Origin of the sequence: Apilactobacillus micheneri, from assembly GCF_006493595.1 — a bacterium.
GTDB classification, from domain to species: domain Bacteria; phylum Bacillota; class Bacilli; order Lactobacillales; family Lactobacillaceae; genus Apilactobacillus; species Apilactobacillus micheneri.
Genome location: NZ_QUBI01000001.1, coordinates 93,188 through 106,159, shown reverse-complemented (window position 1 = coordinate 106,159; position 12,972 = coordinate 93,188). Strand labels below are relative to the sequence as shown.

The following is a 12,972-nucleotide window of genomic DNA, read 5'->3' as shown; positions in this document are numbered from 1 at the left end:
GATGGTTTGGCTGAAATGGACTTATCTTCATTTGATAAAATTTTGGTGCTTGATTTCGGTAGTCAATATAACCAACTAATCACCCGTCGTATTCGTGATTTTGGTGTATATTCCGAGTTGAAGTCTCACAATATGTCAATCGAAGAGATTAAAGCTTTTAACCCTAAGGGAATTATCTTCTCTGGTGGACCTAACAGTGTTTATGCTGATGACGCCTTGAAAGTTGACCCTAAAATTTTTGAAATGAATATTCCAATCCTAGGAATTTGCTATGGAATGCAATTGATGGCATATGACCTAGGTGGTGGAAAAGTTGATGGCGAAGATCATGGTCAATATGGACATGCTGATATCGACATTACGACTGACGATGCTGATTTATTTAAGGGCTTACCTAAAAATCAACCAGTTTGGATGAGTCATGGAGACCTTGTTAGAAAGGCTCCAGATGGCTTCGAAAATGTGGCTTCCGCAAAGGGTTGTCCCATTACTGCAATGCAAGATACCGCTAGAAAGTTCTATGGAATTCAATTCCATGCTGAAGTTAGAAATACCAAATATGGTACTGACATCTTAAAGAACTTCGTGTTTAACGTTTGTGGCGCAGAAGCAAACTGGTCAATGAATGATTTTATTGACTTAAAGATTAAACAAATCCGCGAAGAAGTCGGTGACAAGAAAGTTATCCTTGGTCTATCCGGTGGGGTTGATTCAAGTGTAACTGGAGTTTTATTACACAAGGCCATTGGTGACCAATTAACTTGTATCTTCGTAGACCATGGTTTACTACGTAAGAACGAAGTTGAAGAAGTTATGGATAGTCTAAAAGGTAAATTCGGCTTGAATATCATCCAAGTGGATGCAAGTGATCGTTTCTTAGGTAAGTTGAAGGGTGTTTCTGATCCGGAACAAAAACGTAAGATTATCGGTAACGAATTTATCGAAGTTTTCAATGATGAAGCTCGTAAGCTAAAAGATATTGATTTCTTAGCTCAAGGAACTCTATACACCGATGTGATTGAAAGTGGTACTGATACTGCCCAAACTATTAAATCTCATCATAACGTGGGTGGACTTCCCGAAGACATGCATTTTGAATTAATTGAACCAGTGCGTTCGTTATTCAAGGATGAAACTAGACACTTAGGTGAAGAAATGGGGATGCCAGCTAACTTGGTATGGCGTCAACCATTCCCAGGCCCTGGTCTAGGAATTCGTGTCATTGGTGAAATCACTCAAGAAAAATTACGTATCGTGCGTGATAGTGACTTTATTCTACGTAAAGAAATCGCTAAAGCAGGTCTTGATACTGAAATCTGGCAATACTTCACGGTCTTACCTGGATTCAAGAGTGTGGGTGTCATGGGGGATGAAAGAACTTATGACTACACCATCGCAATTCGTGCAGTGAACTCAATCGATGGAATGACTGCTGACTTTGCACAAATTCCATGGGATGTTTTATCAAACATTTCAACGAAGATTGCAAACGAAGTTGATGGTATTAACCGAGTAGTGTATGACATTACTAGTAAGCCACCTTCGACAATTGAATGGGAATAATGTTTTATTCCTAGTTAAAAGGCGTTATCCATTTGTGGATAACGCTTTTTTTAGTTTGCCAAAAATAAATTAAAGAATTATTATTAAAAAGTAATGTATTTATAAATAAAGGAGATATACATATGAAAATACGTAATTTCGTAAAGTATTCGTTAATTACATTTGGGATGGTTTCAATTATGTCCGCTTGTTATGGAACACAAGCACATGCTAAATATATGGGACATCATCAAACACCCACTGAAATCAGAGGAAATTGGTATCAATGGGATGAAAATAAGATGACACATATGCATATTTATAAAAAAAGTATTTATATAAATGGTAAAAAAGATAAAAATAAATTAGATATCATCAAACATGGTAAAAATGCCTATAATTTATATAGTTATCAACAAGGTGATATACCAATTTACACTTTAACTCATAAAAAAATTCATGGTAAAAGGGCTTTGTTTACTGGTGGTGGCAGTACGATTTATTGGACCAGATCAAAAATTAAGCATACATATTTTTAATAATGTTATGTAAATATAATTAGGAGATAACATGAAAAAAATATTAACTGGAGGAATTGTTACCTTTTTACTACTAGCCTTATTAGGTAGTTGTATGGGTGGCAAAGATTCCTCAAAAAAGAATAGTAATTCCAGTTCGGAACCAAGTTCTAGCTTACAAAGTAGTGATCATAGTTCATCGCATAGTGATAAACATGTTGCTAAAAAGCAAGCTAAGGCTACTAAAAAACATGTTCAAAGTGATAATGAACTAGCTGATTTAAATTATACTTCTGGTGCGCAAGCCTTTACTTATGTAAATAATGACCATGCCAATTTAAAGACGACTGATTGGAAATACAATCATGTTATTTACAGCAATTTAGATAATTTGAATCGAACTTCAGCTGGAAACACCGCTTATTTAGAATCACGAAACGTTGCTAACGATAGTTTACGTTCTACTCAAGATGTTAAACCAACTGGTTGGCATCAAAAATTTATCAATCGTGAAGCCATCATTAATCGTGGTCATGAGATTGCTTACAGTTTATCTAAAGGCATTAGTGTAAATGGTAATTATGAACCTCGTTTACAATCTGGTGATCAAAATAATTTAAAAAACTTATTTACCCAAACTGCTTTTAGTAATCAAAAAGTACAAACCATTTACGAAAGTAAGGTGCGTGATGCTTTACGTGCTGGTAAGAAGGTCATTTATCAAGTTACACCTGTCTTTAAAGGCAGTGACTTAATGGCACGTGGCGTTCATTTGCAAGCATTATCTACTGATAATACTTTAGATTTCAATGTATATTTATATAATGTGCAACCAGGAGTTCAATTTAACTATGCGGATGGAACTTCTAAGATTGATCATAATATAAATGTACCAACACCAGCAGGGGCACCTAGTTTTAGTGAACATCGTAATTATAATGGTGAACACTATCATCGCCATCATTATGTTAGGGATGCGTTGATTGCTGGAGCAGCTCATCATTATATTAAGCGTCACTATCAAAGAAAATATGAACGTCATTATTATTATCACCCATATCATCGTCATTTTTATGGATATCATAGACGTCATCATTTATTTTAAATATTAAAAGCAGTCCTTTTATTGATAAGGACTGCTTTTTTAATTATTTCTTATACCAATGATTATTAGTTTTTTGGAACTAAGTAAAATGATTTATGGGTAACTTTATAATGTCTGTTTTTGACTACATAACCACCAGTGGACATAAAGTACATTGATACTTTTAAATGAGTGCCTTTTTTTATGTAACCGGCATATTTAAATTTATTAGCTGCCTCATATTTACCAGGAATTATCTTATATACTTTTACTCTTTTGGTAGTCTTTACATTATTTTTAGCTGATGATCCATATTCATAGCCAGAAATTGCATTAGCATTGATACTAAAAGTTAAAAACATTATGAATAATGATAAAAGAACTACTATTGATTGCTTGATCTTCATATAATTCACCTCCATATATTAATATTACCATTTATTTATGATAATATTAGAATTAAACGTTTTTATATTAAGGAGTTTTATGCAATATATAAAGAAATTAATAATTCAATTTTTCATTTTATTCTTACCAGTATATTCAATCATTGATGGTGCAATTGGATTAGCACATGATGATTTGTCTCATCCAGACGTGCTAGTATTATTTGGTGTATTGGTCATTGGAATTATTAGCTTAGTAAATATTTTAATTTTCATTAGTAAATTATTCTCATTAGGATGGCATAATATACCGATTTATTACAAAATAATGTTTGTATTTTATTTAATCTTAATTATTCCTAGTCTGATATCTTGGTTATCATTTTTTGAAATTATCCCTTGGAATTGGAATGCAATTGAGTTTATTTATTACCTAGTTCATAGATAACTAAGTAGAGAGTTTATATGAATTATAAAGATAAATTATGGATACAGGGAGTAATTTTATTCATTCCATTATTTATGATTATTGATGGCATGATTGAAAAGGCTAACGGGAATATTTATCATCCAGATACTTTTGTATTATTTGACTTACTAATCATGGGAGTTATTAGTTTAATTAGCGTTTTGTTATCTGCGGTGAAAATTATTAGTTATGGCTGGCGTAATATATCTACATATGATAAATGTTATTTTATTTTTTATCTACTTTGGTTAATGCCAACCATTGTTTTATGGTTATTCTTTTTAAATATTATCCCCATATCATTATTAAATTTTTAAAATTAGCATGGTCTCTTTAGACGATGCTTTTTTGTTGTTATATAATTAATGTAAATCTTTGATATGAGGAGATGAATTTAAGCATGACGCCAGCAGAATTCCACAAGATTTATGATTCATTAAATCAATATGGCAAGTCAGCGTTAAATTCTATCACTGATGAGCAGTCCGATTATCGAACCCATTCACATGATATTATTTATAAACGATTTTATATTAATGCCCATGATATTGGTGAAATTTATCATTACACGAGTATTAGTGCTTTAAAAAACATTGTACAAACCAAATTATTCTATGTTGGGTATATTCATTCGATGAATGATCCGCTGGAAGTTCGTTATACTTATCGAGTTGCGATTGAATACTTAAAGCAGTTAGATGCGACCCAAGTAGAAATTGATGCATTCATTAATGATTATCAGCATAACAATTTTGATAGTTATGTTTGGAGCTTTTCGCCTAATCGTAATTCGCAAGCCCTAGGTAACTATGGGGATGTGGCATTAGGCTTTGATAGCCAAAAGATTCAACAAAAATTATCTGATCAATACACTTCGCCTGATTTTCAACATATGGGAGAAGGATATGGTTATGTATTTCCATTAAAAGTTGAATATAGTAAAAAAACGCATAAAGCTTTTATCATGCCTATTATTAAAGAATGGCTCGATGCTTATCGTGGCCTAAGAGGAGTTTGGAATGAAGTGGCAATTGATATTCGTAAAAAATGTTTAAGTTCATTATTCTTATTATCATTATGTTTTAAACGCCAAATTTTATGGCAAGAAGAAGAAATCCGCTATGTGATTGTGAAACCGAAAAGTAATCATTTTGATGCATCAGCATTAGTTAGTGATCGACCTATTTCATTGGCGAAAATTAATCCTAATATTTTACGTGAGGTAGTTTTAAGTCGGAATTCAGAAGGCCGTAAACAAGAGGTTAAAGATATCTTAACTGATAATGGCTTTTCCAAAACTAAGGTTAAAATTACCGATTTACCTTACTGAAAACACTATTTAGTATTTTTATTAATATTTATATACTATGATATATAATATATAAATTGATTTTTAAAGGAGTATGTAAATATTAATAAGAATATCTACGAAGCACCAATTGTGGGTTTATTGTTAGCGATGAATTCTGGGGCAATTGATGCATATACTTTTTTACAACATGGCGAAGTCTTTGTTGGTTTACAAACAGGAAACTTTATTTTATTTGGTATTAGTTTAAGTCAATTAGCGTGGTGGCAATCATTGCGTTATTTATTTTCCATTGTAATGTTTGCACTAGGAGTAGTTTTTATTAAACATTTACAAGCTAGTCGTTATCGAGAGCGCGATATTAAAAGGATTATTTTAATTATTGATTTATTATTGCTAGTAGTTGTTGGGATTTTAGCTAATTTTATTTCTGACATTATAATTGTAGGTTTATTAGCGATTGCTGCTGCCGCCCAATTTCAAGAATTTAAATTAATGAATGGAAATCCATTTAATCCCTTAATGATGACCGGTAATTTGAGAAAGTTATTGGATAATTTTTATTCATTCTTGCGATTTAAAAATGTGAAGGCAAGACGCATTGCAATTGATACTTGTTTAGTATTATTTTGCTTTATCTTAGGCTCTTTAATCATGGGTCTTTTAACAAATGTCTTTGATAAGTATGCTATTTTCATGAATGTAATTATTATTTCAATTGTTTTATTAGTTACTAATCAAAAATTTAAGGTTTAAGCATTGTTCTTTGGACAATGCTTTTTTTGTAATAAAATAAATGTATTAATTAAATCTTAAGGAGTGTGAACAATGGGGAAGTATGTATTTCAACCAACTGCCATCGATCAATTAAAAGCTAATTATGATGTAGTAATCGTTGGTTCTGGTTCAACTGGTTTAGTTAGTGCGATTCAAGCTTATGAACTAGGTTTAAAACCAGTGATTTTAGAAAAAATGGATAAATTAGGTGGTAATTCCACGCGTGCATCTTCTGGGATGAACGCTGCTGAGACCGAAACACAATTAAAACATCATATTATTGATAGTTTTAAAGCTTTCTATAACGATACTTTTATTGGTGGCGATCAACAAAATAATCCTGAAATGCTTGATTATTTTACCAGTCATTCTGCATTATCAGTGGATTGGTTAGCTGATCATGGCATTGCTTTGGATGATTTAACTATTACTGGCGGTATGCATACTAAAAGGACGCATCGTCCTAGTTCGGGAGCACCTATTGGAGCATTCTTAGTTACTAACTTTCTTAAAATTGTTGAAAAAGACCAAATTCCAGTTTTCAATAACGTTGATGTAGATAAAATCTTAAAAGAAGATAATAAGGTTACCGGCGTGAATGTGAAATTATCAGATGGTAATGAACAATCAATTCATGCAAAAGCAGTTATGTTAGCGACTGGTGGTTTTGGTGCTAGTAAAGAAATTATTGGTAAATATCGTAGTGATTTAACTCATTATCGAACTACTAATCAACCTGGGGCAACCGGTGATGGTCTAAAATTAGCCACTGATGCAGGAGCTGGTCTAGTTGATATGGATAAAATTCAAGTTCATCCTACTGTTCAACAAGATAATGATCATGCTTTTTTAATTGGAGAAGCTGTTCGTGGTGAAGGTGCCATTTTAGTTGATCAGAATGGGCACCGTTTCGTGAATGAATTGGATACGCGTAAAAATGTAACTGCTGCAATTAATCAATTACCTGAAAAGTCAGCTTATTTGATTTTAAATCAGGGGATTCGTGATAATGTTGGTGCCATCAATTTTTATGATTCAATTGGTTTAGTTATTCATGGGGATTCACTTGGTGATTTAGCTGAAAATATTAAAGTAAATCCTGAATTATTAAAAGCTACATTAGATAAATGGAACCAAGTAGTTAGAACTCAACATGATGATGACTTTAATCGTACCACTGGGATGGATCGTGATCTTAGTGCAGGACCTTATTTTGCAATTCACATTGCTCCAGCGGTTCATTACACAATGGGCGGAATTAAAGTAAATGCTGAAACCCAAGTTTTAAATTCAGATAATCAACCAGTTAAAGGTTTGTTTGCTGGTGGTGAAGTTGCTGGAGGTTTACATGGTGATAACCGTATTGGTGGCAATTCAATTGCTGAAACCGTGATTTTTGGTCGCCAAGCAGGGCAACAAGTATTTAAATATATTGATGAGAAATAATATTTACTAAAAAGCATTGTTCTTTGGACAATGCTTTTTGTCTGCTACAATATTTTTAGGAGATGAATTACATATGCACAGTGGAGAATTAGCTGAATGGGTTGCTGCTATAGCTGAATCTCTATCAGTTATTGTGGCACTTCTTTTACCATATTATAATAGTCATAAAGAAAAGAAATTAAAACGTCGTAATGTTAAAATTGTTATTAAGAAAATGACTGAAAGAGCCATTCAAGGTGATAAGGATGGTGTTGAACATTTACGTGCAATGTTAACGAATGTCTTGTTTAACAATTTGGATTCTCGATTAGAAGATATTATTGATTCTGGTCAACAAATTTATGAAATCTTAAAAGATCATCATGAATTATCCAAAGAAGATATTCAAAAACTTCATGATTTATTAGATCAAATTGATAAAAAGTAATTAACAAAGTGCTGATATTTAATCGGCACTTTTTTAGCATAAAGTTACGAAAGGAAAATCTATAATGTCCAAGCAAAATATTTTACCTACCCAAATTGAAGTTCGGGGAGGCAATGTGCATAATTTAAAAAATATAAATGTTGATATTCCATTAAACCAATTTGTTGCCATTTCTGGACCATCTGGTTCAGGGAAAAGTTCACTTGCAATGGGGATACTATATGCAGAAGGTTCCAGAAGATATTTAGAAGCATTATCTACATATACTAGGCGTCGGATTGGACAAACTGCACATACTAACGTTCGTGAAGTCCGTCATATTCCATCAGCGATTGCTTTAAAGCAACGTCCCAATGTTCCTTCTGAACGCTCAACGGTTGGTTCAATGAGTGAAATTTTTAATATTATTCGTTTAATTTTTTCACTCCTGGGGTCACCAGTATGTCCGAATGGACATCGAGTTGCGCCTAGTTTAAAAATTGCTCAAGCAATGGACTTACTAAGTGGTGGAAAAAGAGGCATGGGAGTAATCAAATGCCCTACATGTGGAGTTAATTTTGATGCCAAATCTGCTGAAGATTTTGCCTTTAATTCCAATGGTGCTTGTCCTAAATGTGATGGAACAGGTCAAGTCAGTGCATTAGATCCAGATACTATCATTGAAGATGAAAATGAATCGATTGATGAAGGTGCGATTGCACCATGGCATTTACCGGGGCGTAGTTTTATGTCATCGATTGCCCAATCATTAGGGGTGCGTACTAATGTTCCTTATAAAGATTTAACTGATCAAGAAAAGCAAATTGTTTTACATGGTGAAAAGAAAAAGTACAAAATGGATTTTCATACTTCCACTGGAAGAGTATTTCATTCAGATAATGCTTTGTATGAAAATGCTTATGAATCTGTATACGAATCAATGAAGAAAGCAAAAACTTCACGTGCAATTAAACGCATTAGTAAATTTTTCCACTTTTCGACCTGTCCAGTTTGCCATGGATCACGTTTGAATCCAGATTTATTAAATCAATTAGTTGCTGGTAAAAACATTGCTGAAGTTTCTGATTTAACATTAGGAGAATTAGCAGCTTTCGAAAAATCAACTAAGCAGTCATTACCAGATAATATGCAACATATGGCTGATATCTTGTTTGAAAGTTTAGACGATAATTTAAATCCTTTATTAGAGCTAGGCTTAGATTATTTAACACTATCGAGAAGTGGTAACACCTTATCAACTGGTGAACTACAAAGAATTCAATTAGCTAAAACTCTACGAACAGAAACAACCGGGGTTTTGTATGTATTAGATGAGCCTTCAGTAGGCTTGCATCCCGATAATATTAAAGGCTTGATTCATATTTTTCATGCTTTAATTGCTCAAGGCAATTCATTAGTAGTAGTTGACCACGAAGTTAATATTATTAGTGCTGCTGATTGGGTCATTGAAATTGGACCTGGTTCTGGTGATGAAGGTGGAAATGTGATTGCGCAAGGAACACCTAAACAATTAACTCATAATCAACAATCACTAATTGGCCCCTTCATTGCTGGGAAAGCTGATATTATGCATGCTAAAGTTCCAGCTAGTGCTGATTGTGCAGATACTAATATCCAGATCAGTGATTATTATAATTTGCATAATGTGAAAGCCACTATTCCTAGTGGTCAAATCACTGCAGTAACTGGTTTTTCAGGTGCTGGTAAGACCAGTTTAATCTTGAATAGTTTAGTTCCAGCTATTCATGAATATCAGCGTGGAAAATTACCTAAACAGGTAGCTAATTTAACAACAGGGATCCAACATATTGTAAGTGTGGATGCTAAGCCAGTTGGTAAAAATGAACGTTCCACTTTAGCTACTTACACTACGATCATGGATCACTTAAGACATATGTTTGCTAAACTACCAGCTGCTAAAGATAAACACTATGGCATTGGAGCATTTTCCTATAACAACAAGCAAGGAGCTTGTCCTACTTGTGGTGGTTTAGGAAATATTCATTTGGACGTGCAATATTTACCAGATATTGAAGAGGTCTGTCCTACTTGTCATGGCAATCGTTTTAATCCTACTATCCAGGAAATTAAATGGCATAGTTATAGTATTGTTGATTTATTAAAATTATCAGTGAAAAATGCGTTACCAATTTTCAAAAATGTCCCATCGATTGAAAGCCAATTAAGAATCCTTGATGAAATTGGTTTGAATTATTTACATCTAGGAGAAAGTACACCTAGTTTATCTGGTGGAGAAGCCCAACGTTTAAAATTGGTTAAACATCTAAGTAATAATCAAAGTGCTACGATGTTTGTGTTTGACGAACCATCAGTAGGCTTACATCCAACTGATGTGCAAACTTTAATTGGTGTGGTTAATCAATTAAAACAAAAAGGTGCAACCATTATTCTAATTACTCATGATTTAGATTTAATGACCAATGCTGATTATATGATTGATTTAGGACCTAAAGGTGGTAACTTTGGTGGTAAAATTATGGCTTCAGGAAAGCCAAATGAATTAATTAAAAATCCTGATAGTCTAACTTTACAATATTTAACTAAGCATTTTAAAAAGTTTAATCTATAAAAAAAGCATCCCTAAATTTATTGAAAATTAGGGATGTATTTTTATTTGTTTTCATAATATTCAACGTTGCGATTATTAATTGCTTGGCACTGACGATTATTATTACCAAACTGTTTAACAAACCAATTGACTTGATTTTGACTAACTGTCATTGAACTATTAGTAATAACAATCCACTCAACATTTTCAGTTAATGGTGGGGTAGTTAATGATCCTGCATAATGAAAACCATTAGCTAAGTTTGGAATCCATTCCGTGAGATTAATTGAAACATCAGTTTCTTCATTAGGGACAAAGTTATTAATAATTTCTTGAAGTGATGCATCAGCATTACCAATTTGTACTAATAATGCGACCACCACAGTTTGGCCAATCGCATTTTGATGTACTAAATGAATTTCAAAAGGTGCTGCTTTGCCATCAACAGTGTGTTCAGCAGGGGTGTGAAAGTGAATTTGTTGAAAGTTAAATTCACGATTGAATACAGTAGCGTTACCCATTCCAGTTAATCTAATCGTAGTTCCATCATCAATTTCATTATTTAATTGATAGAAGTCATCTACACTGATTGGTAAGAATTCTTGATATTGATTTTGTTCATCAATTGATAAGTCAATTGGTGATTGCATTTTGCCAAAACCATTCGGCCAATTTCCTTGATTATTATAATTTAACATCTTATGTCTTCTTTCTATAATTATGAAATTTAGCAGTCTCTCTAATTAATATGTTAATATAACATACATATAAAATAAACTGGAGGAACGTGACTTTGAAATTTACTTGGGCAAATAATGATAAAATTGGATATGGAATCAAGCAATTTTTAGTAAAAAAAGGTGTTAGTCATCGTATGTATAATGACTTAAAACATGATGGTGATATTTTATTAAATCATGATCATACTAAATTTGATGCTCAAGTAAAACCAGGGGATGAATTAACGGTCATTTTTCCCGATGAACAAAGTGATGACGAGGTTGCCTTTAGTGAACAACCAATTGATATTATTTATGAAGATGATAATTGGTTAGTGGTGAACAAACCGGCAGGATTAACCAGTGTTCCAGGGCCTTCAAATCGAGAAGATACATTAGTTAATCGTATTAAAGGCTATTTAAGAAAAAAAGGTAGTCATGATTTAAAGCCCCATTTAATTACGCGTTTGGATCGTTTTACTTCTGGCTTAGTTTTAATTGCTAAAAACCGGTTAGCCAATAGCTTGGCAAACCAACAAGTGGCCAAACATCAGATTGAAAAATATTATTATGCGATTGTTGACGGTAAATTAGCGAAGTCACATGCAATCATTGATCAACCAATTGGCAGAGTAGGCGATAATTTTCGTCGGGAAGTAATTGCTGATGGTAAAAATGCAGTGACTGAATATTGGGTTGAAACAAGTAGTTCTAATAACACCATGGTAAAAATTAAACTACATACCGGTAGAACGCATCAAATTAGGGTACACATGACTGCATTGGGGCATCCACTATTAGGTGACCAATTATATAATGGACCCTTAGATAGAGGAATCAAACGCCAAGCGTTACATGCTTATTATTTAAAATTCCATGATGATTTATCAAATGTCGACCGTGAATTTAAATTAGATTTACCAGCCGATATGAAAGCAATTTTATAGTGGAGGATGGAAAAATGAATAGAGATTCACAAGAACAAGTAAAATGTTTAGTTGATGGTAAAACATATCTAAGAGATGAAGGGGTAATCTTAAAAGAGTTAGCCCAACCCATTTCGAATGCAATTAAGCAAGATTATCCTAAAGCTAAAGTAAGTAGTTTCATTTGTGCTAATCATTTATTAAAATATCGAATGAATCGTGTGGATTCGTTAATTAATTCAGATTTAAGACAAAGTCACAAAATTAATCGTAAATTAACTAAGGCATTAAAAGATGATAATTATGAAATCACTGATGTTAACGTATCGCTTAGTCAAAGCACTACTTTTGGTCAAAAAGTATCTGATGCAGTGGCCAAATTTGGTGGAAGTTGGACTTTTATTTTCATTTTTATAGCAATTCTGTTAACATGGATGCTTATAAATGGTTTAGCCATTTTCGGCATTCATTTTGATCCTTATCCATATATACTATTGAATTTATTTTTAAGCTGCTTTTCAGCAATTCAAGCGCCAATTATTATGATGAGTCAAAATCGTTCAGCCCAACGTGATCGTTTAGATGCTGAGAATGATTTCCATGTTAATTTAAAATCAGAACATGAATTACGTATTTTGCATGCGAAGTTAGATCATTTAACTCAAAATCAAATGCCCCACGATTTAGAAATTGAAAAATTACAACTACAAATTTTAGGTGAAGTGCGTTCTGAACTAACTAACTTAAGAAATGAAAATATAAAATTAAAAGTACAATTAAAGCAACAAAAACAAAATTAG

Annotated in this window: 13 protein-coding genes and 1 pseudogene; 12 read left to right on the top strand and 2 right to left on the bottom strand. The window is 32.8% G+C overall.

Annotation, left to right across the window (positions count from 1 at the left end):
* The first annotated feature begins 15 nt into the window (after positions 1 to 15).
* The 3 genes and pseudogenes from guaA to DY123_RS00615 form a co-directional block, all read left to right on the top strand.
* Positions 16 to 1,563: a glutamine-hydrolyzing GMP synthase gene (guaA, locus tag DY123_RS00625; protein ID WP_108982598.1), complete on the top strand. Its 1,548-nt coding sequence runs from the start codon at positions 16 to 18 to the stop codon at positions 1,561 to 1,563.
* A 122-nt stretch (positions 1,564 to 1,685) separates the two neighbouring features.
* Entirely contained in the window at positions 1,686 to 2,081 is a 396-nt protein-coding gene (locus DY123_RS00620; RefSeq protein ID WP_140934294.1) for a hypothetical protein, read from the top strand.
* Positions 2,082 to 2,112: 31 nt separating this feature from the next.
* Positions 2,113 to 2,952 (top strand): annotated as a pseudogene (locus DY123_RS00615) (DNA/RNA non-specific endonuclease); the annotation flags it as partial.
* 278 nt (positions 2,953 to 3,230) lie between these two features.
* Here DY123_RS00615 and DY123_RS00610 read toward each other — a convergent pair.
* Positions 3,231 to 3,551 carry a hypothetical protein gene (locus DY123_RS00610; protein ID WP_140936134.1) on the bottom strand — a complete coding sequence of 107 codons (321 nt, stop codon included), beginning with the start codon at positions 3,549 to 3,551 and terminating at the stop codon, positions 3,231 to 3,233.
* 79 nt (positions 3,552 to 3,630) lie between these two features.
* Here DY123_RS00610 and DY123_RS00605 point away from each other — a divergent pair, with 79 nt between their 5' ends.
* The 7 genes from DY123_RS00605 (at position 3,631) to DY123_RS00575 (ending at position 10,548) form a co-directional block, all read left to right on the top strand.
* Entirely contained in the window at positions 3,631 to 3,978 is a 348-nt protein-coding gene (locus DY123_RS00605) for a hypothetical protein (RefSeq protein WP_108982586.1), read from the top strand.
* A gap of 17 nt (positions 3,979 to 3,995) precedes the next feature.
* Positions 3,996 to 4,316: a hypothetical protein gene (locus DY123_RS00600; protein WP_140936133.1), complete on the top strand. Its 321-nt coding sequence runs from the start codon at positions 3,996 to 3,998 to the stop codon at positions 4,314 to 4,316.
* 83 nt (positions 4,317 to 4,399) lie between these two features.
* Positions 4,400 to 5,329, top strand: a complete 930-nt coding sequence (locus DY123_RS00595; protein ID WP_140936132.1) for a hypothetical protein — start codon at positions 4,400 to 4,402, stop codon at positions 5,327 to 5,329.
* A 111-nt stretch (positions 5,330 to 5,440) separates the two neighbouring features.
* Complete coding sequence (locus DY123_RS00590; RefSeq protein WP_140936131.1) at positions 5,441 to 6,064, top strand: YoaK family protein; 624 nt, start codon at positions 5,441 to 5,443, stop codon at positions 6,062 to 6,064.
* A gap of 72 nt (positions 6,065 to 6,136) precedes the next feature.
* Positions 6,137 to 7,531, top strand: a complete 1,395-nt coding sequence (locus DY123_RS00585; RefSeq protein ID WP_140936130.1) for a flavocytochrome c — start codon at positions 6,137 to 6,139, stop codon at positions 7,529 to 7,531.
* 37 nt (positions 7,532 to 7,568) lie between these two features.
* A complete protein-coding gene (locus DY123_RS00580; RefSeq protein WP_140939040.1) occupies positions 7,569 to 7,958 on the top strand; it encodes a hypothetical protein in 390 nt (129 codons plus the stop codon).
* A gap of 64 nt (positions 7,959 to 8,022) precedes the next feature.
* Entirely contained in the window at positions 8,023 to 10,548 is a 2,526-nt protein-coding gene (locus DY123_RS00575; protein WP_140936129.1) for an ATP-binding cassette domain-containing protein, read from the top strand.
* Positions 10,549 to 10,589: 41 nt separating this feature from the next.
* Here the strand turns inward: DY123_RS00575 and DY123_RS00570 are convergent, their stop codons facing one another.
* Positions 10,590 to 11,225: a carbonic anhydrase family protein gene (locus tag DY123_RS00570; protein WP_140934285.1), complete on the bottom strand. Its 636-nt coding sequence runs from the start codon at positions 11,223 to 11,225 to the stop codon at positions 10,590 to 10,592.
* Between the two features lie 89 nt (positions 11,226 to 11,314).
* On the opposite strand from DY123_RS00570, the gene DY123_RS00565 reads away from it, so the two are divergent.
* The gene (locus tag DY123_RS00565; protein ID WP_318530761.1) at positions 11,315 to 12,193 is read left to right on the top strand and encodes an RluA family pseudouridine synthase; all 879 of its coding nucleotides are present in this window, start codon (positions 11,315 to 11,317) and stop codon (positions 12,191 to 12,193) included.
* 14 nt (positions 12,194 to 12,207) lie between these two features.
* Positions 12,208 to 12,972, top strand: a complete 765-nt coding sequence (locus DY123_RS00560) for a DUF1003 domain-containing protein (RefSeq protein ID WP_108982594.1) — start codon at positions 12,208 to 12,210, stop codon at positions 12,970 to 12,972.

Bases quoted from the DNA above. Each gene is read 5' to 3' on its own strand.
- guaA (WP_108982598.1), top strand. From the start codon at position 16: ATGGACTTATCTTCATTTGATAAAATTTTGGTGCTTGATTTCGGTAGT.
- DY123_RS00620 (WP_140934294.1), top strand. From the start codon at position 1,686: ATGAAAATACGTAATTTCGTAAAGTATTCGTTAATTACATTTGGGATG.
- DY123_RS00610 (WP_140936134.1), bottom strand. From the start codon at position 3,551: ATGAAGATCAAGCAATCAATAGTAGTTCTTTTATCATTATTCATAATG.
- DY123_RS00605 (WP_108982586.1), top strand. From the start codon at position 3,631: ATGCAATATATAAAGAAATTAATAATTCAATTTTTCATTTTATTCTTA.
- DY123_RS00600 (WP_140936133.1), top strand. From the start codon at position 3,996: ATGAATTATAAAGATAAATTATGGATACAGGGAGTAATTTTATTCATT.
- DY123_RS00595 (WP_140936132.1), top strand. From the start codon at position 4,400: ATGACGCCAGCAGAATTCCACAAGATTTATGATTCATTAAATCAATAT.
- DY123_RS00585 (WP_140936130.1), top strand. From the start codon at position 6,137: ATGGGGAAGTATGTATTTCAACCAACTGCCATCGATCAATTAAAAGCT.
- DY123_RS00575 (WP_140936129.1), top strand. From the start codon at position 8,023: ATGTCCAAGCAAAATATTTTACCTACCCAAATTGAAGTTCGGGGAGGC.
- DY123_RS00570 (WP_140934285.1), bottom strand. From the start codon at position 11,225: ATGTTAAATTATAATAATCAAGGAAATTGGCCGAATGGTTTTGGCAAA.
- DY123_RS00560 (WP_108982594.1), top strand. From the start codon at position 12,208: ATGAATAGAGATTCACAAGAACAAGTAAAATGTTTAGTTGATGGTAAA.